Genomic DNA, 22,536 nt, shown 5'->3' on the forward strand with positions numbered 1-22,536 from the left:
TTTCGAATTTTCGGAATGGCTTTTTTTATATCCATAATCTGCCCTCTTTCAAAGTCTAGTTAGATTTGTTAGTGTTTCAGTGACAAATGGAAAACTATTTTTTTAATAACATGAAAGGAACCAATCGGCGAATAATTTTAGGTCTGCTTCTTATTGCAGTAGGAGTGTTGTTTTTATTAAATAACCTCGGTGTATTAACGGTCACTATTTCTCAATATTTATTGACTTGGCAAACCGTAATAGTTGGGTTAGGTCTGCTTCAACTGTCAATGGGAAATAAGAAAGGTGGACTAATATTAATTCTAGTGGGTATTGTCCTTTGGTTACCTGTGTACTTTTCTATAGGGATAGAACAGTATTGGCCTATCCTATTAATTCTCGTTGGAGCCGCTTTTTTCATTAAAAGCCAAGTAACTGACCAAAGTAAAATAGCTAAAGATATAGATGATGTCGCTATACTGGCTAGTAGTTCGAAAAAGATAAATTCTAAATCTTTTTCTGGAGGTAAGCTTTCAGCCGTTATAGGAAGTATTGAATTAGACCTTAGACAATCTTCTCTCGAACATGGTCAAGCTCTATTGGATTCTTTTAGTGTAATGGGAGGTGTTAAATTATATGTTCCTGACGATTGGGTAGTGAACTTCGAAGCGACTAACATATTAGGCGGCTTTGCAGATAAACGTGCACACAGGCCTACAGAGTATTTTGGAGATGTATTAACTATCAAAGGGTTTATTCTTCTTGGTACTACAGAACTACATAGCTAAAAATAAAAAGAGCTTGACGACCTATATCATCAAGCTCTTTTCAATTGAAATATTCTAAACCTATTTATTTCAGACTTACCCTCTTTGTGATTTTTTGATTTCCTATGATCATTTCTACAACATATATTCCTCTATGTAAATCCATTTTAGAAGTGTTGACAAGGATATTGTTATTTATGACTTCTGGTTCAAGATGCCCGATGAAGTTTCCTAGCATGTCGAAAACATTGATTTCGAAAGAGGTACCCTCTACTCCTGATACATAAAACCCGTCATTTTTATCAAATGGAATAGGGTATATAGTTGCTTCCAATTCATGAAATCCAGTATGATTCACACTTACTAATGGAAATACTTCACTAGTACCATCAAAATCAACTTGTTTTAATCGGTAATAAACAGTTCCATCAAAAGGTGGTCTATCAATTACTTTGTAGTTAGTGGTATTATTAGTTGTTCCTTGTCCATCTATTCGCTCGATAAACGTAAAATCGACTCCATTTGAAGATCTATACAATTCAAAATAATCGTTATTGACCTCAAGTGCAGTTTGCCATGTGATGACAACCAAGCCCGATTCGGTGTTTGCCTTGAAAAAAGTTAAGCTTACAGGTAGTGTCACTGTATTAATGTTAGGACCACATCTTCCATTACAATTAAACGAGCCAGCAGATACGGTTCCTGTTCCAAATATTCGATCAGTAGATTGTACATGTAAATTTCCGGTAATGTTTAGTGCTCCTTCAACTGTTGCTGAAGCTCCACCAGTGATTGAAACATTTCCGAGAACATTCATATTCCCATCGATGTTGAAAGAGTGGTTGCCAGCACTTATTAAAAAATCATTGGTAAAAGTAGCTGTACCTAAAGAGGCAACATTAAATTCTCCACCACCACCATTGAAAGCATTAAAAGAGCCAGCTTCAAATTCTCCATTAACATTAATAGTAGCTTTTTGTTGCCATGATACGATTCCCGTAGATATAAACTTTGCTCCTGAAGCAATTGTTAAGACTCCATTAGATTGGCCATTGAGACCAAAAGGAACATCTCCATTAATAATTACTGTACCAGAGGTAATATTTAGCGTGCCAGATGTAGCACCTGAAGAATAGCTAGTACCAAAACCTAAGGATAATACTTCTTGGTTTATTGCAGACGTAACATCATGGTATAGAATTACATCATCTGAAGTGTTTGGAATACACCCACAGCTCCATGTGCTAGGGTCATTCCACGCACCATCTTGATTTGAAGTTATATTTGCCGCTACTAATCTGGGCATACTAATAACACTAGCTATTAGTATAGCCCATAATTTTTTTGTCTGCATTCGAACATTTAGTTGTTTGGTTAGGCAAAGCAAGAGGAATTTCATTAAATAAACGTGTTATGTACTGTTAAATCGGCATAACATACTCTTTTTAAGAATTTGCCCTACAGAAAACTAGGAGATTACCTTATAATTGTTGCAGATAATCAATGAGTTAAGGTCATATCAAATTAGTTTCTATTTAAAGAAATTAATTTGTCATAAGAAAATGGATCTACTCACTACCTAGTAGTTCGGAAATGACCTTGTCTAGGATAGGTTCAGACGTAACTCTTTCAAGTACCAGTGAAGAAATAAAAGATCCGAGCATTTGATCTGCCATACTTCTGATATCCCCCTCAAAACCAAACTGACCTAGTTCTTTTCCTTCCAATAGAGCATTGGTAAGCCATTGTCGCAAATCATTGGTATAGCTGGTGAGTTCTTCTTTCATTTCGTCTGGAAGAGATTCAAATGAAGGGCTGAGTGCTGCGGTAATGCACAGATAACCTTTTTCGTGATTCGATCTGTACAGATTGACTAGCGCGTCGATTTTTTCAGCTGGACTGTTGTCTTGTACTGTTTCTTTTAATTCTTGGAATCTTTCTTGATTCAGTCTGATGACTTCTATACCAAGATCAGCTTTAGATGGAAAATGATAATGAATGGCGGCATTTTTGATGCCTAAAGGGACAGAAATGTCTTTGTAGCTAAAACCGGTATAACCCTTTGTGCAGATGAGACTTTCGCCTAGTTTGAGAATTTCTTCTTGAGTAGAGGACATTCTCAAATGTAATGACTTCTCAATAAGGCGGCAAAAATTGAGTCATGCACCTATTTTTAAAAGCAATCACAAGACTCTGTGTGATTCAGAGTCTTGCGAAAGAGTGTGTTAATGAAGTTATTTTGATCTTGAGAACTTTAATACTTGTAAGTCCACGGAGTATTCATTCTAAACTCATCTTAAGATTCAACTTCAGGTGGGCAGTTGTTCAAATCTTAAACGAGATGGTTTAAGATATCCTTAGCCTGAGTCCATTCTAGTCTAGCGCCAAATTGAGAAACTACCTTAGAAGATGCTAGTGAAGCGATCTTTCCAGCTTCAGCGTAACTGTGTCCATGATTAATTGCGAATAAGAATGCTCCGGCGAACATATCTCCAGCCCCATTTGTATCTATTGCTTCTACTTCGTAAGGTTCGATATCTACAAAAGTTTCACCATCAAATATCATAGCTCCGTTCTTACCAAGTGTAATGGCAAACTTCTTGGCAATTTTCTTTAATTCTTCTCTTGCTTCCCAAACTGTCTCTGTATCCGTGTAGAGCATAGCTTCTTCCTCATTGCAGAATAAAAGATCAACACCACTGCCTACTACTTCGATCATTTCATTTTTGAAGAACTTTACCATACTTGGATCGGAGAATGACATTGCTACTTTAACTCCGTTAGCTTCTGCTATTTCTTTTCCTTTGATCATTGCTTCTCGACCACTTGGAGAGGGCACCAAGTATCCTTCAGAGTAGATATACTTCGAGTCTTTGATGGCATCTTCGTCTATTTCATTTACAGAAAAGTCAGAAGTAATACCTAAGAAAGTATTCATCGTACGCTCGGCATCAGGAGTTGTCATTACAAGACATCTTCCTGTATGACCTGTTGGAGTGGTTTCTTCAGTGAGTTTCGTATCAACTCCATTTTCCTTTAAGTCTTTCAAATAAAAATGGCCAAACTGATCGTTAGCTACTTTACATGAATAATAACATGCTGCACCAAATTGGCTGGCAGCTACTATTGAGTTGGCAGCAGATCCTCCACCTTTCATCATCTCTTCCTTCACATCGATCTTGCTGATTAACTCCTTTTGGCGATCTTCTTCTACCAAAGTCATCAATCCTTTTTCAATGTTGTTGTCTGCTAGAAATTGCTCGTCTACTTCGAAAAGTAAGTCCACTAGCGCATTTCCAATACCATATATGTCGTATTTAGCCATGGGTTTGTATCATTAATTGTGAGGAGGCAAAGAGAATGAAAAATCAATTAATTGCACAGCATTAGGAAAAACACTTTTTTTGCGCTCTGATATAGCATTCAGGTATTTATAATCATTAAATCATAGGACGTTGAGCACAATAAGACGCACCAAAATCGCAGACATCCTCAGTGCAGGACAGGCATCTGCGGACACATTAGTTAAAGGTTGGGTAAGAACGAAAAGAGGTAATAAAAATGTGACTTTTATCGCGCTCAATGATGGCTCTACAATTAAGAACCTTCAATTAGTAGCTGATCCCAATGATATTAGTGAAGATCTATTGAAAAAAGTAGCGACTGGAGCCTGTCTATCGGCTCAAGGTGAATTAGTAGAGTCTCAAGGTTCTGGACAAAGTGTCGAGCTTTTAGTCAAGTCACTTGAGATTTTGGGTGAGGCTGATCCTGAAAAATACCCTCTTCAACCGAAGAAGCATTCTTTAGAGTACTTGAGAGAGATAGCTCACTTAAGACCTAGAACGAATACTTTTAGTGCGGTATTTAGAATTCGTCATGCGATGACGTATGCGATTCACAAATTTTTCAATGATAAAGGTTTCTATAACATCCACACACCTATCATTACAGGTAGCGATGCAGAAGGCGCAGGAGAGATGTTCAGAGTCACCACGCTGGATATGGATAATCTTCCTAAAAATGAGGAAGGTGCTATCGACTACAAACAAGATTTCTTTGACAAAGAAACTAACCTGACTGTTTCAGGTCAGTTAGAAGCTGAGTTGTTCGCGCTTTCGCTTTCACAAGTTTACACCTTTGGGCCTACTTTCCGAGCGGAGAATTCAAACACTACTCGTCATTTGGCTGAGTTTTGGATGATCGAGCCTGAAGTTGCATTTGCTGACTTGAATGATAATATGGATCTGGCTGAAGAAATGCTTCAGTACGTAGTGAAGTATGCTTTGGATAACTGTGCTGATGATCTTGATTTTCTTCATGCCAGAGAGGTAGAAGAAAACAAGAACAAGAAAGAGATAGACAGGCCTTCCATGTATCTTTTGGATAGACTGAAGTTCGTTGTTGAGAATCAGTTTGAGAGATTGACTTATACTGAAGCAATCGATATTCTTAGAAATTCTAAACCGAACAAGAAGAAGAAATTCCAATACTTGATAGAAGGCTGGGGAGCTGATTTGCAGTCAGAACATGAGAGATATTTGGTAGAGAAGCACTTCAATAAGCCGGTTATTTTGACTGACTATCCAAAGGATATCAAAGCATTCTACATGCGTCAAAATGATGATGGGAATACTGTAGCGGCAATGGATATCTTGTTTCCAGGAATAGGTGAAATAGTTGGAGGATCGCAAAGAGAGGAAAGGCTAGATAAGTTGACTCAGAGAATGGAGGAAATGGATGTTCCAGCTGAGGAAATGGGTTGGTTTTTGGATACCCGTAAATTTGGTACGACACCACATAGTGGATATGGTCTTGGTTTCGAAAGGTTGATTCTATTTATCACAGGTATGACTAATATCCGTGACGTAATTCCTTTCCCAAGAACTCCAGGTAATGCTGAATTCTAAGAACGAATTGTAGAATAAAGAAAGTTGATGATAACCCTTTCAGATTTGGAAGGGTTATTTTTTTTCAAGCATCTCTAATATATCCTCGATATACTCTCGATTATTGGCCAGCCTAGGAACCTTGTTTTGCCCTCCTAGTTTGCCTCTTCGTTTCATCCAAGCGTAGAATGTTCCTATCTCAACTGGGTGGACTATTGGAAGCTTTAAGGCCATATCTTTATGCCGCTTCGCATCATAATCTGAGTTTACTTCTCGTATCTTTTCGTCTAATTTTCTAACGAACCTTTCTAAGCTGTCAGGTTTCGACTTAAACTCAATAATCCATTCATGACCACCACCTTCTCTCTTATCCGAAAAATATAACGGAGCTGCTGTGAAATTGTCGATAGTTGCTCCCGTGGCCTCACAAGCAGCACTAACTCCTTGTTCCGCGTTTTCAACAACTAGCTCTTCCCCAAAGGCATTGATAAAATGCTTGGTACGACCGGCAATTTTAAATCTGTAAGGATCAAGATTGGTAAACTTGATGGTGTCGCCAATATTGTATCGCCACAATCCAGCATTTGTCGTAATGATCATTGCATAGATTTTTCCTAGTTCTACTTCTTCAAGCTGGATAGTTTTTGGGTGTTCGTCTTGGATATTTTCGTATGGAATGAATTCATAGTAAACGCCATAATCCAACATCAGTAGAAACTCGTCGCTATCTATTTGATCTTGAATACCGAAAAAACCTTCGGAGGCGTTATAGATTTCCATATAACGCATGCTGTCTTTCGGAATCAGCTCTTTGAAGAGGTTTCTATACGGGGTAAAAGATACAGCACCATGAAAGAAAACCTCAAGATTGGGCCAGACTTCAGTAATGTTGTCAGTGCCCATTATTTCATTGATACGTTGGATAAGAAGGATAGTCCAAGTAGGTACCCCAGAGATATTGGTGACATCAACATCTTTGGTTTCCATAGCCATACGCTCGATTTTTTCTTCCCACTTGTCCATAAGCGCCACTTCCAGAGAAGGGGTTCTTACATACTGCGCCCAAAGTGGTAAGTTTTGCATGATGACTGCTGATACATCTCCGTAATGTGTTTCTTGCTTTGGATCTAACTCATTGACTTGATGACTACCTCCTATGGCAAGACCTTTACCGCTGAACATCTGCGAGTCTGGATAGTTGTTTACATAAAGCGATATTAAATCTTTTCCACCCTTGTAGTGACAGTCTTCCAGAGCCTCCTTCGATACAGGAATGAACTTGCTTTTGGCATTAGTGGTTCCGGATGATTTTGCGAACCATTTAATGTCTTTAGGCCAAAGCACTTTTTTCTCACCTTTTAGACGGCGTTCTATGTAAGGATATAATTGCTCATATGTGTGAACCGGTACATCCTGTGCAAACTGATCAGGGTTCTCAATATTTCTGAAATCATACTGCTTGCCGAAGTCAGTTTTCTTCGCAGTATCGAGTAGGTAATGAAAGGTGTCTCGCTGCACGTCATGTGGGTATTTCATAAAAAGCTCGATATCATGTATCCGCTTCTTCATGACAAATGTCAAGATGGAATTCAATAAGGGCATGAGATTATACTTTTCTCTTCAACTCAAAGTGCTGTCCTAGGTATACTTTACGTACCTGTTCGTCAGCTGCTAGTTCTTCGGCTGTTCCTTGTTTCAGAAGTTTTCCCTCAAACATGAGGTAGGCTCTATCCGTGATGGATAGGGTTTCCTGTACATTGTGATCAGTGATCAGGATACCAATATTTTTATTTTTAAGTTTTGCTACTATAGTTTGAATCTCCTCTACAGCGATGGGGTCTACTCCAGCAAAAGGCTCATCTAGTAGTACAAAGTGTGGGTCAATAGCCAGTGCACGTGCAATCTCAGTTCGGCGTCTTTCACCTCCAGATAGGACCTTTCCGAGGTTCTTTCTTACGTGGCCTAAACTAAATTCTTCCAGTAGTTCTTCGACTTTGTCTTTTCTCTGCTGCTTCGTGTACTTCTTCATTTCCATTACAGAAACGATATTTTCCTCTACAGATAGATTTCTGAATACTGAAGCTTCCTGAGCTAGATACCCTACACCTAATCTTGATCTTTGGTACATTGGAAGACCAGTGATATCACGATCATCGAGGAAAATTTGACCATCATTGGGTTTGACAAGTCCAACGATCATATAGAAGGAAGTAGTTTTACCAGCGCCATTAGGGCCAAGAAGCCCAACGATCTCTCCCTGCTTTACAGTTACCGAGATATCGTTTACTACAGTTCTCTTTTTATACTTTTTGACTAAGTGTCTCGCACTTAGCTCCATTCTATGTTCGCTTTGCTCGCTCATATACGTACTTTATTGCACTGAGCAATTTTAGTGTTTTTGAATTGAATTAAGAAACTAATAACTGTATCTGCTTAAACGTATTTGGATAGTTCATCTGCTGTTTGATGTAATCCATTTTTTCTTAGTATCTCCAAATACTGTATTTCGTCATACGGTGGTTTTCGTTTTTTTAATACCATCTCACGAAATGCATCTGTACATTTATCAGGGGATAAGTCTATCATATCGGCTATAAAGGTATCTGGATCAATAATGTTAAGGCCTAATGACTCGATATATGATGTTGGAAAATCTTTGAGATTATTGGTGACTATTACATTGGCATTGCATTTCAATGCAGCAGCTACTACATGTCTGTCATCTTGATCTGGAAGCTTCACTGTTTCAATAAGAGTTTCATACTTTTCAACAAGTGCGTCTGGACATGCTTTGTTCATCCAGTCAATCTGTTTTCGAATTTGCTCCATTGTCAAGTCCATTTTCTTTTTTGAAAAGATAGAACTGAATTCATCAAGTAGAGTTTTGCTCCATTTTGGAGAATATAGTTCGTAAGTGGCGAGCCAAAGTAAATAGTCTCTTATTACAATCGGGAATAGAACATTAGCATCTAGTACAGCAGTAAACCTTGCACTATTAATCAATCTCATATAGTCCCAAGTCTTCTGAGTCGTGCATCAATTTCGCAAGTGCATCTTTTTGCTCATTGAGCTTATTCTTTTTGAATTCAACCAAATCATTAAATTGAATTCTACGATGACGCCCAACTTTTGTAGCTTTCAACTTTCCCTCATCAATAAGCTTTGTGATGTAGGGGCGAGAACAATTCAAGAATTCTGCAGCTTTTTGAGTTGTAAAGACTGTTCCTTTCGAAATAATAGAAATGGAATTTCCATCTTTTATATTCTTTAACACTTCTGCTAAAAGCTTTAAAACATTCAACGGAATTTTTATTGGATCCCCTGTTTCCTGAATAGATATTTCGGGTATGTTTTCTGGGTGGTTGATTTCGTCAATTATTTCTGTCAGCTTTTGGAAGCCCTCTTGTGCAATCTGTCGCTCTTGGCGATTTGGTGATATGTTAATGTTGGAATCTGACATCTTTGTAATCGTTTTATGTAAGTCTAAACGAAATAAACGAAACGAAAGACATAAAATGACACAAATGATATCACTAAAAGTGACTTTGCTACTTCTTATATGGAACCCATAAGATAATTACAACAAATAGTACGTCTGAACAGCTTAACAATAGATTTCGATAGGTTTGTCAAATGAACTTTATAAAATTAAATCATTTCCCCTTCAACACATTTTTAATCTCATTCAGTTTGAGTAATGCTTCTACTGGTGAGATAGTATTTACATCTATTTTGTTGAGCATTCCTAGTACTTCTTCGTAGTTGGGGTCAGCGCCAAACATACTTAGTTGGAAGTTGTTTTTAGGTACTTCTTCGAGCTTGCTTTTATTTTCTTCTTTGATCTTGTCTTTCTCAAGGTGGTGAAGAATTTCGTTGGCTCGGATGACCACTTCGTTAGGCATGCCGGCCATTTGTGCTACATGGATACCAAAACTGTGCTCACTTCCTCCTTCTTTGAGTTTTCGCATGAATATCACACGGTTGTCAAGTTCTTTGACGGATACATTGAAGTTTTTGACTCTTGGAAAGTCTTCTGCGATTTGATTCAGTTCATGATAGTGAGTGGCGAACATCGTTTTACCCTTGAATTTTGGGTGGTTGTGGAGGTGTTCGACAATTGACCATGCTATAGAGACACCATCGTAAGTACTCGTACCACGTCCAATTTCGTCCATAAGTACCAAGCAGTTTTCACTGAGGTTGTTTAGAATACTGGCAGTTTCAGTCATTTCTACCATGAAGGTAGATTCACCTTTAGAAAGGTTGTCAGAAGCACCAACTCTTGTGAAGACTTTATCAATTATCCCTACTTTGGCATAAGCAGCCGGAACAAATGATCCCATTTGCGCCATCAAAACGATCAATGCTGTTTGTCTCAATAAAGCAGACTTACCCGCCATGTTTGGTCCAGTGATGACTATGATTTGCTGTGAAGCATCATCTAAGAAAATACTATTGGGAACATATTCTTCGCCATTCGGTAGTTGTGTTTCGATTACTGGATGGCGCCCTTCTTTGATGTCTATCTCTTGACTTTCCTTTACTGTAGGTCTACAGTAGTTATTTTTCTGTGCTGCTGTAGAGAATGACAACAGACAGTCGATTTCGGAGATGATCTTTGCATTGCCTTGAATGGCTAAGACGAACTGTGCGGTATACTGCACGATCTCCTGAAAGAGATTAAACTCTATCGAACCTAACTTATCCTCCGCTCCTAAGATTTTCTCTTCATAGACTTTTAGTTCTTCAGTAATATATCTTTCAGCATTGACTAAGGTTTGCTTTCTGATCCATTCTTCTGGAACCTTGTCTTTGTGAGCATTAGATACTTCTAGGTAATACCCAAAGACTTTATTGTATGCGATTTTTAAAGATGAAATACCCGTGCGTTCTTTTTCACGCTCTTGGATTTGGAGAAGGAAGTCTTTGCCTGAGTAGGCGATTTTTCTCAGTTCATCTAGCTCCTCATTGATGCCATCCGCTATGATATTTCCTTGGGTAGCATTGAGTGGAAGTTCTTCTTTTAGGTGAGATTCGAGTTTCTCTACCAAGTCCACACACGGATCAAGTTTTTTGGCGTATGCCTGAAAAACTTCAGAATCGCTCGACCCCAAAACATCAATAATTGGCAATATCTTTTCTAGTGCTTTTCTCAGATGAAGTAACTCTCTAGGGTTCACCCTGAGCGCAGCTACTTTCGAAGCCAATCGCTCGATATCAGTCATACCGGACAATTGCTCTAGAGTGGATTCAGCTAAATCAGCATTTTGAATGAATGACTCTACAGCATTCAGTCTATTGTCAATGATGGCCTTGTCCTTTAGAGGAAGTACCATCCATTTCTTCAAGAGGCGTGCCCCCATTGGGGTTTGTGTATGATCAAGGATTGAGATCAATGGTACACCATCTGGCTGCGCTGGATAGGCTAATTCAAGATTTCTGATTGTAAACTTGTCTAGCCAAACGTATTTGTCAGTATCTATTCTAGAGATGGCAGAGATGTGCTTGATCTCTTTGTGTTCTGTTTCTTCTAGATAATGAAGGACAGCTCCGGCTGCAGCTATTCCCAATTGAGATTCTTCTATTCCGAATCCTTTGAGGTTTTTGGTTTGGAAGTGTGATTGAAGTTTCTCATATCCAAAATCAAATCCATAAATCCATTCTTCCAAGCAGAATGTATTGAATTCATCTCCAAACAGTTCTTCGAATTCGTTTCGTTTGTTTTTGCAGTAGATGATTTCTGAAGGCTTGAACCCTTGGATGAGCTTGTCGATGTAGTCTAAATCACCCTCTGATACCATGAACTCCCCTGTACTTAGGTCAAGAAATGCGATTCCATTTGACTTCTTGTCAAAACAGATCGAAGCTAGATAATTGTTTTTCTTTTGGTCGAGGACGTTGTCGTTGAGTGTTAGCCCTGGCGTTACCAATTCAGTCACTCCACGTTTGACAATACCTTTGACGTCCTTAGGATTTTCTAGCTGGTCACAGATGGCTACTCTGTTTCCGGCTCTTACCAGTTTTGGTAAGTAAGTATCCAGTGAGTGATGAGGGAATCCAGCTAATTCGATATGAGCAGCTGAACCATTAGCACGTTTAGTCAAGACGATGTCTAATACTTTGCTGGCTTTGACAGCGTCTTCTCCAAACGTCTCATAAAAGTCTCCCACTCTAAAAAGTAACATCGCATCAGGGTGTTTAGCCTTGATGGCGTTGTATTGTTTCATTAGCGGGGTTTCTTTTGTCTTGGCGGCCATATTTTTCTGAATTGAAGCACGAATTTATATGTAATCCAAAAGATAATTATACAAAAATCTGCTTTTGGACACAGTGGTATTAGTTTTCACCGTCCAATTAGAATTAGACGGTTCATTCAGACATGACCTAAAAGGCTAATAATTAATGAGAGAAAGAAGAATTATTGAGGGTCGACAATCTCCCATTGTTTTTTCACTCTAAGCTTTTTCTCAAGACCATTGCCCGTTACCAAATAGCTGATACCATAGTAGAAGAATGGTAGGGAAAGACCTATTAGGGTATAACCTACAGCTTTGTTGTTGTCGACACTTAGTGCACCTGCGGTAGCTAGACCTGCGCCTACTGTTAGATTAGTATATCCTGCTGACTTGACAATAAAAGAAATCAAACCTGAAGCTGGATTAGGAATACGTTGAACTATGGCTATGTCGTCTATAGCTACTTTGACGGTTTTTTTACCATTTAGCAATATGACTTCATCTGGAGTCCTGTATCGGAATTGACCGGTAAATACTTTCTTGTCTGTGGTAGTAATCCTAAGGTCGTGTGATTGTTTAGTAACCAAAATCTGCTTGTCACGCTTTCTATGCTTGATGATGAGGCTATCGTTACGAACTTCTTGAGCATAAATATCAACACTGAAGATGGATAGGAAAATCAGAAGCGTAGGGATGAGTATTGCTTTGGTCATATCGTGAAAACGTTTTCAACTCGAAATTTAATGATTTCAGAGATACAAGTACTTAAGAACACGTAGATTTGATCGAAAGGCGATGACCCATTGGGTTTAATTCCTTGACCTTTGTATTGAGTTAAACAAAACTCCTAAGGTGCCTCTTACCCTTGGGTCAAGGAACTTCATTCTTGAAAAACAATCCCCAATCTCTCAAGGACTCCTTGTAACTTCGCCGTCATGAAGAAGCTAAAGAACGAAGAACTCAACCGACCGTCTGTAGAAGAATTCAAAGCTCAGGATAAAAACCCAGCCATTGTCATCCTAGACAATATCCGTAGTTTGAATAATGTCGGATCGGCTTTTCGTACTTCCGATGCTTTCAACGTAGAGAAGATTTATTTGTGTGGGATCACGGGTAAGCCTCCACATCGTGATATTAATAAAACTGCCCTTGGTGCTACCGAATCTGTGGAGTGGGAACATGTGCAGTCGACTGTCGAAACCATACAAAAACTCCAATCTGATGGTTATGAGGTCTATGCTATTGAACAGGCCGAGAGTGCTACTATGCTTGATACTTTCAAGCCTGATGGAGATAAAAAATATGCATTCGTATTTGGCAACGAAGTCTTTGGCGTAGAGCAAGAGGCTATAGATGCGGCAGGCCAATGTCTAGAGATTCCTCAGTTTGGGACAAAGCATTCGCTTAATATCTCAGTGACAATTGGAGTGGTGCTTTGGCATTATGTGATGATGGGGAGGTAGGTATTCTTATTAGAGCTGAATCATATTTGCCTTCATGTTAAACAAAAGATCAGCAAGTGAGGGGTTGTTTTCTTCAAGGATACATTGATTAATATTCTTGTCTATGTGAAGGTGAATCAAGTCTTTTAATTCAGAAAAATGTAGCCCCCTATTGAAGTATTGTATTAAGCATGTTGAGGTAATGTCTAATATGGTTTCCTTAAACTTTTCTGCTAACTCTTCCGCAGAAATGTTTTTCACTATAAGCTTTTTTTCATCAAGAACTTCTTCTTTAGATGTAGGTAAGGCTCCGAAACCAATAGACTTTTTTATTTTTGAAACCTTGGAATAACTTTTTAATAGCCCTGATGAATTACATGAAAGAAGGAATAGATTCTGGTCTTCAAAAACTCTCATTTGTTCCTTCTTTATTAATCCTTTTTGTGTGAAGTCAGGTTCATTTTCACCTCCATATAGCTGTTCGTTTGTACCATGTCCTAAAAAGATGACGAGTGAGCCTTTTTCAATGGCCTCAATTTGTTTGAGTGAAGATGAATATGATTCTTCGTTCGCGTGAACCTCTATAACCTTAAACTCAATTCCTATATTATCAAGGCGTTCAATTATTTCGAATAAAAAAGAAGTTGAGGGATCAATGGGAATAATTATAGTAGTCATTCTTTTTCAAAATCATTCAAATTAATTAAATGAGCTACAGTAAGTTCTACTAACGCTTTTTGAAAATTAATACCATTTGGCAAATCTTTATCTATTTCATTAGCGATTTCCGAAAGTTTCTTGCCTCTGAATTTAGGGTAGACATTGTTGAAAATTAAGTCGGGATATTGTTCTAAATAAGAGGTGATATGTTCTTTGAACAAATATGATTTTTCAGGAGCCAAAAAAATTCTGGTTAGCTCTTCAGAAATATTTTCTCTTTTTATAAAGTCATCTATTTTTAACCTGATCAAGTCCCTTATTTTGTCAGGTGTGTCAAATTTTTTAATTGCTTGATCTTGGTCAGCAGAATACAAGCAAAACTTTGCTTTTCTGAATTTGTATTTTTGAGACTGACTATCATTTTTTAGCTTTTTCAAAAGAGTATACCCGTCCAGATAAGAGTCTTTAAAGTCATAATCTGAGGCAATGATATCAAAATGTTCATTTGAGTATTCATCTTTTATGAAAGAGTGAATTTTACTCTTATCAAGAATAACTTTATCGTCTTCATTTCTTTTTTTGAATTTTTCGTCTCCAAGGTTTATGAAGGTTTCATCTAATTCAAATCCCTGTTTTTTTAGCTTTCTTTTGAGTTTGTCTATTTGAGAAGGAATTTTATTATCATCAATATAGAGAAGCTTTTTGATACTCATATAGTTTCAAAGGTTAGTTTAAAAGAAGCACCAGAATAGTTAATCTTATTCCCTAAAAATGTAATATCTGAGTTCATTTCATTTAAAAGGTCTTTGGTGTAAAATAATCCGATTCCTGAACCACTTTCCTGACTAGGTGGAATGTTTCGAATAGACAACTCAAAAATACAATTAGGGTTATCTAGTAAATCGTTAGATAATCCGAGACCGTCATCAGAAAAGACTAGGTCTAATTGTTTTTCTGATATATTATGAAAAGTTAATAGTATGTTCTTTGCGTTCCATTTGATAGAGTTTGAAATCAAGTTATCAAGGATGATTGAAAGATTTAAAACACTAATGTTTTTGTTTAAAGTTGCGTTATTAAGTTCAAACTGAAAATCTACTTTGTCAGAAAATGTTTTACCATATAGGTCAATATATTCTTTGATGTATGATACCACATCAACATCTTTTTTCTCAATATCCTCACTCAAATTCGCGCGTGTAGCAAACTCAGCCATTTTTAGGGACCTTTCTGCATTAAGTTTTAGAAAACCAAGCCGTTCAATTAGGTTTTGAACTTCAAAACTCCCTTCTGTTAAGTCTTCAATTATGTTTTCGAGACCATCTCTAACTTCAATGTTATTTATCTTAATGGTATGAATTAAGCCGTCAGCGTCAGAGCTTAATGTTTTTCTGGTGGCTAGAAGATATTGGTTTTTTTGCTTTTCAAGCGATAGATCTTTTTGATAGGTTTTTACCTGTTGTTTTATTGATTTGACTGAGTTTTCAGCAAGCTCTTTTTTTTCCTTTAAATCTGTTAGCTCCTGTTGTAGATCAAGAATAATTTGACTTTGTTTTTCAATTGTTTCCTTGTAATCCTGTAATTCTAAAAGAGCTTTGGAGGTTATTTCATTTGTTGTGTATTTGGAAAACTCATTAAGTTGCTTTTGAAGCGACTTATTCTCTTCTGCTTTTTTTTCAAGAATTCTACTTAATGTGTCGGAGTCAATTTTTTTCTTACCAAAATCCTCCAACAGTTGACTGAACTCTTTCTCAGAGTTTTGCCTTTCCTCTTCGATTTTTCGTGTAATGAGATGCTCATTTATATATAGTTCAATTACGTCTTTAGATTTTGCTGAAATGATTGAGTGAATAGTAGAATAAATTCTTTCTTGTTTTGAGTTTTCATCCTCTTCGAAAATTAGATCTTCATCTTTCGATTCACCTGATTTAATTTTACTTTCTATTAGTTGAAAATCTATGTTTTTTGGAATTCTATCCCAGTCTAAACCATCGACTACATATTTTTCTAATCTTTTGAATTGTTTGAAAAAGAAACCGTCTTTTTCGGTAAGTGATTGATAACTATTATTTTGCACCAATCCAGTTCTACTGGTTACGATTGGGAAAAGTCCGATGTTGTCATTGATTTCAATAGTTCCAACAACATCTCGAGTTCCAAAAAAACGTGCGTAGCCTTGTGCTTTTCTCTGATCTAATTTGAGCCAATCATTTTCTGGTTCCCCATAAGGAGGAATTCTAAAACCGTTTAAAAATAAATAGACAGATCCATAATCAACTGACCTTACGCCAGTTTGCCGTGTAAAAAAAGCTTTTGCATATGGATTTAAGTAATATAAGTTTAGGGTAATGTCTTTTAAAGAATCAGAATATTCATTTTCCTCTTTGACCCAAAAAATTGTTTCCCCCTTATCTTTTAACGTGGTTAGAATGATACCCCCTCCGTCAATGATTTTACTTTCTATACTTGTTGTTTTAAAGTCAAGTTTCTCAAAAATCCTGTTTTCAACCTTACCTATAAATCGTTCAAATTTTTCTTTTGAATTGTTTTCTTCAATGAACTCTGGTGCATCAATAAATATTCCGAAATCATCATTTTCGAATGCTTGATTCGGGTTTATTAATTTTTCAAGGTACTTTTTGAGCTCGACAAGTTTATCTGAGTTCCACTTTTCGATCTTGCCATTTTTGTCCTTGACAGGATAGACCCATGAACTTCTAAGTTTGATGATTTCAAGTAAAACACCGTGATCAAAAGTTTCCAATCCTGTTTTTTTGAATTGCTCATGAGTAAGTTCTTCATATTTGAGGTTGACTGCTTGAATCTCTTTTTTCTCATCCTCAATTTCAAACTGCTTCCAATCAATAAAGAGCTTAACGTATTTATTTTCGTCTGCTTTTTTCGCATAGAGGTTTAAGAATTCTCCTAATCGGTCACAAGAAAATCTCCCCACTCCTTTGGCACCAGCCATTCGTCTATTATGCTGTTTCGTGTTAGATTTCTTTTGTGAAAACGCTATGTTTAACCATTTGTCTTTGATGTCATCTAGATTCATACCGATTCCATCATCTTGGATAATTATTCTTGATGTGGAATTTGAAATTTTAGCTGATAAATCGTTTTGGGTTTTGAGATTGAGATATTTGACAAAGACTTGTTTGGCATCTGCATCAAATGAATTTTTAACTAACTCTAAAATGGCAATATTATCATCATTGATAAGGTCTTTACCAATTATACTCTTTAGCTGGACGTTTGTCTTAAAGTGTAAACTATTTTGCTCCGCCATTAGTCTATAAGAAGATTTAAAACACTACCAGCCTGCTCACCGAACAACGGAGGGATAGCATTACCTATTTGAGAATATCTAGGAACTTCTTGAGTTCTAAGCTTACCACCTGTGGTATACTTCCCCTGAAACTCATACCAATCATTGAAAGATTGAATTCTTGCATACTCTCTTACTGTGAAGATTCTTGGTTCGCAGTAGTGAACATAGTCATCAGGTAATGTAGTGATTGTGGGGGTAGGAGAATCACCTGATAGGGGTATAATAGTCCGTTTTTTTAGATTGAATTTCTCTTTAATTCCATCACTAAGCGTTTTACCTTTTTCAGAATGATCAAGGATGTAATTCAGTTTTTCGATTGTTTTAGGTGTGTGGTTAGCGAATCGATGGCTATCAGGTATCGTTTTATCAACGCCTTTTCTTAATAGTAGCTGGTAAGGTGAAGAAGGCGAATTATATAGCGCAGATTTGAAATTTTTAGTGTCCGGAGATACCACTTCATTGATTCTTAAAAGATCTGAAATTGCATCTTCCAAAGAGTTATTTAAACCAATGCCCTTGCTCACTAAGAATTGTTCTCTATTGGACTTAATTTCATTGAAAAAATCTTGAGGTATTGATTTTGACGACAAGTCTTTTCGTACTCCTACTAGAATATAGCGCGTCCTTTTTTGAGGGACTCCATAGTCAGAAAAATTAATGAGGTGCCCTTCTACTTCATAACCTAATGAATCGAGTCTTTTGGAATCACGCTTCAAGGCATTTTGCACATATTTAGCATATACTCTTCCCTTAACTTTATTCTTATCGAACCTTTGAGTGAAGCCTTTTACATTTTCAAAGAAAATAATTTTGGGCTGCACCAATCGAATGAATTTAATATACGATTCGATCAACTTATTCCGATTATCATTTTCTAGTCTTCTGCCGGCAGTTGAAAACCCTTGACAAGGAGGTCCTCCTGCAACCATGTCTATTTTACCACGAAGCGATTTTAATTCATCTTTATAATTGGTAATTACATCATTAATATCATGACTACTTTTCGGTAGCCATGAAGGCCAATCGAAATGCTTCTTCTTGTCAATGAGGTTATATTCTAAAGTTTCGAAAGCATCGGGGCTTTTTTCTATAGCAAATTGAGCTTTCCATTTACCTGAATTGTATAGTCCCAGCGATAACCCCCCACAGCCAGCGAACAAATCAATATATGTATTCTTTCTAGCCATTGATCTATTTTGTTGGGTGAAGCAATTCTCTAACATCAACGTCCATAGCTTTGGCGACGTTGTAAAGCATTTCCAATGAAGGTTGACGCGAGTTGGTGCACCATTGAGATATCGTAGATACATCTTTGCCAACTTTTTCAGCCAGCCACTTGTTCTTGTTTTTTGTCTCTGCGAGAACTACTTTGATTCTATTCAATTCTAGGGTATTCACAAATTAATTTTTGTTTTACGCAAATTAATTCACAGTACTCAGCCTATGCATAATTTTTGAGATTATTATCAAAATAAAATACCCTTTCCCTGTCCAACTGTTGTCCCTTATGAGGGACAATACCTGTCCTGCATAAGGGAACGAACCTGTCCCGCATAGGGGACAGGTTCTGGACAGGGAAGGGTGTACTAAAACGAATTTTAGAGAACTTGTAGTGGCGAACTTAGAGCGCCAATTTTCAGTTCTTTACGACCCTTAAGTCTCGCCCTCACCTCCAGACGATACTCACCCGCAGTCAAACTACCAGGGATCATGAAGATCACATTGCTAGGTTTGTTGCGGACGATGGTATCAGCCTTAGTGGCTGTGCCGTTCGTAGCGATCATGAATACACCTTGCTCAGCATCACTAGGATCGATTTTGAGGAGGCTACCATTGATCTCTCCAACGCCACCACTGGTAAGCGTCTCGTTGCTAGTTCCAGATATTACATCTTTGAAACTAACCAAGGTAGGTTGAGGAGAAACAGCATTGACTTTTTTCACATCGATGCCACCAGCTATCTCACCGATCCTATTGCCAGGAGTCACATTGAGTCTTACATAATGCTGACTTCGGTCAAAATTATCCGATTCATAAAACACCCCTTGGATCGAAGGAGATATTTTGAACAACGGTGTATTGATGCTAAATCCATCCTCCAAAGATCTTTCTACACTCGCTTCGAACTCTTCCAATACAGAAAGAGCCTCTGCCCTAGTGACAGTGCTACCTCGACTGATCATATCATCGATGATCTCTTCTTTGGATTTTGAATCTTGATCCTGCACGACAGCCATGTAGTCGTCAGGATCTGAGGTTAGGTGGTTTTGGAACAATGCATACTTTATAGGCATAATTCTACTATTTATGGTTAAAAAAATAATTTACGAAAGGAATCAATCACACATTGGGAGCAGACTCACCTCATCAGAGACAAAGCCAAAGGGGTAAGAGGTACACCATTGATCACAGCGAATTGCTGAGATACATATAGTCTAAAAACTGTGTGGATTGGAGCTGATGTTACGTGTATATAGGTCATAGAAAATTAGTTAAGGTGAGCTGGTTTTGTTTATAACTGTTTTCAAATATAGTAATTAATACAATCGATCCAATGGTTTATGAAAAAGAACACTGTCAGATTGATGAATTTGTGATAAAACTATAATTGGAATTCGCTAGAACATACCTTCTTTGCTAAATTTTCATACAGTGAATTATGGCTAATTGACATGAAAATTTGAGTTACTATCTAAATTGCGCCTCAATTTGTTCAAGACTAAGCACCCATGAGTGTACTCAATAAAATTCTCATTCTGGTAGTCATGATGTTGATTACCTTTCTTTCTAAGGCTTCTACTTATACCTCTCTCTCAGGTAGAGTTATTGAAATAGAAACCGAAAAACCAGTTTTATTTGCCACAATTAAGGTGAGTCATCAAAATGGTCAAATTTCTGGTGCTATCAGCGACGAACAAGGGCGTTTTGTGATTAATGGACTTTCTGAAGGTTTATGCACAATAGAAGTTTCAGCGCTGGGTCGAGAGACATACCAAAAGAAAATCTTCATCAGTGAGCTTAACGATTTTTATGATCTAGGAATCATAGAGTTAATGGAATCTGCTACTCAACTGCAGGATGTAGTTATTACTGGGGATGCTGAAGAATTGTCCGCTCAACTGAACAAAAAGAGTTACAGTATGTCTGAGACTATTTCCCAGTCTGGTGGAACAGTAATGGACGCTATGAAGGCCATGCCTGGTGTAACATTTAGTCAAGAAGGCAAGGTCTTACTAAGAGGAAGTGACAAAGTGATTGTATTGGTAGATGGTAAGCAATCGAGTTTGACAGGATTTGGCAATCAAAAAGGTCTTGACAATCTTCCAGCGAACAACATTGAAAAAATTGAAATCATCAATAACCCCTCTGCTAAATATGATGCAAATGGTATGGCGGGAGTTATCAACATCATTTATAAAAAAGAATCTGAAAAGGGCTTGCATGGATCTTTAGGTTTGGCCGTTGGGCTAGGAGCTATCTCCAAGCGTAAGGAGGATTTATCTACAGAATTAGGAAGTTTTCAATACACACCAAAATACATTCCAAGTCTTGATTTGAACTACGGTCAGGATAAACTTAGCGCATTTTTGCAGTCAGAGATACTATTTCAAGAGAAGCTTCCAAATAACGAATTCAGCACGCGACACTATGAAGATGGTTCAGTGATCAGTTCGCAAGTACCAGAAAATAGAAAGCAAACACACTACATCTTGAAAGGTGGTGTAGATTTTTACCTCAATGACCACAATACCCTAACATTTTCAGGCATATATGATTGGGAGAGTCATGTAGACACAGCTCAGGTTCCTTATCTCGACAAAGACTGGATCCGTGAACGCTATATCAACTGGAATGAAGAAGAGGTCACTGGATTTATGAACTATATGGCAGACTATACCCATAGTTTTTATCAGCCAGGACATACCGTTAGTATTATAGCTCAGTTTTCTAAAGGATGGGAAGACGAAACCTATTACATCAATGATAGCTCTGCCGTCCGTCAAGGTCGAGATGTGACCAATATATTGGCTGAAGAATATATCTATTCTGGTAAAATAGATTATCAAAAGCCCCTGAGCAGTGGTAGAATCGAACTTGGTGCAAAAATCCAGTACCGTGATTTACCCGTCGATTACACACAGTGGAGAGGTAACGAGTCTATTTTGTACGAGGGGCTTGGGAGATATTCGAATTGGTCAGAATTTATTCAAGCGGCATATGCCAATTGGGTACATGACGTGGGGAACTATGAAGTCGAAGCAGGATTAAGAACAGAGTATACATCCGTAGCGTATGATATGGATCCTGCCAATGTTTATTACAATCAGAATGATGCTTATGATTATTTCAATTTGTTCCCAAATGCTCGATTTACATATAACATTAATGAATCTCAAAACCTGTCATTATTTTATAGTTATCGAGTCGATCGACCAGGTGAACCTGAATTGAGGATGTATCCCAAGTCAGATGATCATGAGTTGGTCAAAATAGGCAACCCCTATCTAAGACCTCAATACACTCAATCAACTGAAGTAGGTTATCGATACTTATGGAAGTCAGGCTCCATTTATGGAGCAGTATATTCTAAGTGGATTATCGACCCATTCATGAGAGTATATTCTCAAGATACAACCAATACAGATCGGGATATAATCTTGAAATCATACGCTAATACAGGTAAGCAGAATTTGATCGGTTTTGAAGTTATTATCAACCAAGAAATTAGCAATTGGTGGAAACTTACCGCCAATGCCAATATGTATCAGAACAAAATTAGTAGTTATCAAGGTGTTTTACTTTTTCCATATGAGCATACTTATAAGTTAGAAAGGTCTACATTAAACACTTTGAATACTAAGCTAACTAACACTTGGTCAGTATCTGAAGATCTTCAAGTCCAACTGACTGGTATCTATTTCGCACCAACTAATATTCCGCAAGGAAGACAGGAAAGTATGGGCTCAGTTGATCTCGGTATCAAACAAAAGCTATTGGGAGGCAACGGTGAGATAAGCTTAGTAATTAGTGATATGTTCAATACCAATAATATCCGTCAAACTTATAAAGCGGATGGTGTCAGAATAGATTATCAAAACCATTATGAGACGCAGACCATCAGACTAGCTGGGAAGTATAAATTCTAATAACAATCCAGTAGCTAAAGTTTAGACTCACTTTAGTTTGAGCAGAATCCAAAGTTATGTAGCATACCTAATGATTTTTAAGCTAAAT

General features: G+C 37.5%; 19 protein-coding genes. 4 read left to right on the forward strand and 15 right to left on the reverse strand.

The genetic code is table 11. The annotated features are described in order from the left end of the window. Positions 1–86: 86 nt before the first annotated feature. Positions 87–767 carry a LiaF transmembrane domain-containing protein gene (locus tag DKG80_RS16325; RefSeq protein WP_109832444.1) on the forward strand — a complete coding sequence of 227 codons (681 nt, stop codon included), beginning with the start codon at positions 87–89 and terminating at the stop codon, positions 765–767. Positions 768–831: 64 nt separating this feature from the next. Here DKG80_RS16325 and DKG80_RS16330 read toward each other — a convergent pair whose 3' ends face one another. The 3 genes from DKG80_RS16330 to DKG80_RS16340 all read right to left on the reverse strand — a co-directional run bounded on the left by DKG80_RS16330 (position 832) and on the right by DKG80_RS16340 (position 4,071). Next, positions 832–2,100: a T9SS type A sorting domain-containing protein gene (locus DKG80_RS16330; RefSeq protein WP_162555929.1), complete on the reverse strand. Its 1,269-nt coding sequence runs from the start codon at positions 2,098–2,100 to the stop codon at positions 832–834. A 214-nt stretch (positions 2,101–2,314) separates the two neighbouring features. Then, positions 2,315–2,863 carry a TetR/AcrR family transcriptional regulator gene (locus tag DKG80_RS16335; protein WP_109832446.1) on the reverse strand — a complete coding sequence of 183 codons (549 nt, stop codon included), beginning with the start codon at positions 2,861–2,863 and terminating at the stop codon, positions 2,315–2,317. A gap of 215 nt (positions 2,864–3,078) precedes the next feature. Further along, positions 3,079–4,071 (reverse strand): adenosine kinase, encoded by a 993-nt coding sequence (locus DKG80_RS16340; protein WP_109832447.1) that lies wholly within the window; start codon positions 4,069–4,071, stop codon positions 3,079–3,081. Between the two features lie 130 nt (positions 4,072–4,201). Here DKG80_RS16340 and asnS point away from each other — a divergent pair, with 130 nt between their 5' ends. Continuing rightward, positions 4,202–5,653 carry an asparagine--tRNA ligase gene (gene asnS / locus DKG80_RS16345; protein WP_109832448.1) on the forward strand — a complete coding sequence of 484 codons (1,452 nt, stop codon included), beginning with the start codon at positions 4,202–4,204 and terminating at the stop codon, positions 5,651–5,653. A gap of 54 nt (positions 5,654–5,707) precedes the next feature. Here asnS and DKG80_RS16350 read toward each other — a convergent pair whose 3' ends face one another. The 6 genes from DKG80_RS16350 to DKG80_RS16375 form a co-directional block, all read right to left on the reverse strand. After that, positions 5,708–7,201, reverse strand: a complete 1,494-nt coding sequence (locus DKG80_RS16350; RefSeq protein ID WP_245907023.1) for a GH3 auxin-responsive promoter family protein — start codon at positions 7,199–7,201, stop codon at positions 5,708–5,710. A 37-nt stretch (positions 7,202–7,238) separates the two neighbouring features. Beyond that, entirely contained in the window at positions 7,239–7,970 is a 732-nt protein-coding gene (lptB, locus tag DKG80_RS16355; protein ID WP_109832589.1) for an LPS export ABC transporter ATP-binding protein, read from the reverse strand. A 95-nt stretch (positions 7,971–8,065) separates the two neighbouring features. After that, the gene (locus tag DKG80_RS16360; RefSeq protein WP_245907024.1) at positions 8,066–8,641 is read right to left on the reverse strand and encodes a PIN domain-containing protein; all 576 of its coding nucleotides are present in this window, start codon (positions 8,639–8,641) and stop codon (positions 8,066–8,068) included. After that, the gene (locus DKG80_RS16365) at positions 8,628–9,092 is read right to left on the reverse strand and encodes a helix-turn-helix domain-containing protein (protein ID WP_109832450.1); all 465 of its coding nucleotides are present in this window, start codon (positions 9,090–9,092) and stop codon (positions 8,628–8,630) included. Before DKG80_RS16365 ends, DKG80_RS16360 begins: the two co-directional genes overlap by 14 nt. A 193-nt stretch (positions 9,093–9,285) precedes the next feature. Continuing rightward, positions 9,286–11,859, reverse strand: a complete 2,574-nt coding sequence (gene mutS / locus DKG80_RS16370) for a DNA mismatch repair protein MutS (protein ID WP_245907025.1) — start codon at positions 11,857–11,859, stop codon at positions 9,286–9,288. Between the two features lie 191 nt (positions 11,860–12,050). After that, positions 12,051–12,581, reverse strand: coding sequence for a hypothetical protein (locus tag DKG80_RS16375; RefSeq protein ID WP_109832452.1), 531 nt, complete (start codon positions 12,579–12,581; stop codon positions 12,051–12,053). A gap of 222 nt (positions 12,582–12,803) precedes the next feature. Here DKG80_RS16375 and DKG80_RS16380 point away from each other — a divergent pair, with 222 nt between their 5' ends. Then, a complete protein-coding gene (locus tag DKG80_RS16380) occupies positions 12,804–13,331 on the forward strand; it encodes an RNA methyltransferase (RefSeq protein WP_109832453.1) in 528 nt (175 codons plus the stop codon). 9 nt (positions 13,332–13,340) lie between these two features. Here DKG80_RS16380 and DKG80_RS16385 read toward each other — a convergent pair whose 3' ends face one another. From DKG80_RS16385 to DKG80_RS16410, 6 genes are all read right to left on the reverse strand, one after another. Next, entirely contained in the window at positions 13,341–13,988 is a 648-nt protein-coding gene (locus DKG80_RS16385; protein WP_109832454.1) for a hypothetical protein, read from the reverse strand. Continuing rightward, a complete protein-coding gene (locus DKG80_RS16390; protein WP_109832455.1) occupies positions 13,985–14,683 on the reverse strand; it encodes a hypothetical protein in 699 nt (232 codons plus the stop codon). Before DKG80_RS16390 ends, DKG80_RS16385 begins: the two co-directional genes overlap by 4 nt. Beyond that, positions 14,680–17,259, reverse strand: coding sequence for an ATP-binding protein (locus tag DKG80_RS16395; protein ID WP_109832456.1), 2,580 nt, complete (start codon positions 17,257–17,259; stop codon positions 14,680–14,682). Before DKG80_RS16395 ends, DKG80_RS16390 begins: the two co-directional genes overlap by 4 nt. Further along, on the reverse strand, positions 17,259–18,488 hold the full coding sequence (locus DKG80_RS16400; protein ID WP_109832457.1) for a DNA cytosine methyltransferase: 1,230 nt from the start codon (positions 18,486–18,488) through the stop codon (positions 17,259–17,261). Before DKG80_RS16400 ends, DKG80_RS16395 begins: the two co-directional genes overlap by 1 nt. Positions 18,489–18,492: 4 nt before the next feature. Then, a complete protein-coding gene (locus DKG80_RS16405) occupies positions 18,493–18,699 on the reverse strand; it encodes a helix-turn-helix transcriptional regulator (RefSeq protein ID WP_109832458.1) in 207 nt (68 codons plus the stop codon). 200 nt (positions 18,700–18,899) lie between these two features. Continuing rightward, on the reverse strand, positions 18,900–19,595 hold the full coding sequence (locus tag DKG80_RS16410; RefSeq protein WP_109832459.1) for a DNA-binding domain-containing protein: 696 nt from the start codon (positions 19,593–19,595) through the stop codon (positions 18,900–18,902). A 435-nt stretch (positions 19,596–20,030) separates the two neighbouring features. Here DKG80_RS16410 and DKG80_RS16415 point away from each other — a divergent pair, with 435 nt between their 5' ends. Further along, positions 20,031–22,448, forward strand: a complete 2,418-nt coding sequence (locus DKG80_RS16415) for a TonB-dependent receptor domain-containing protein (RefSeq protein WP_221409148.1) — start codon at positions 20,031–20,033, stop codon at positions 22,446–22,448. Positions 22,449–22,536: the final 88 nt, after the last annotated feature.

This window comes from Reichenbachiella versicolor (assembly GCF_003171675.1).
GTDB classification, from domain to species: domain Bacteria; phylum Bacteroidota; class Bacteroidia; order Cytophagales; family Cyclobacteriaceae; genus Reichenbachiella; species Reichenbachiella versicolor.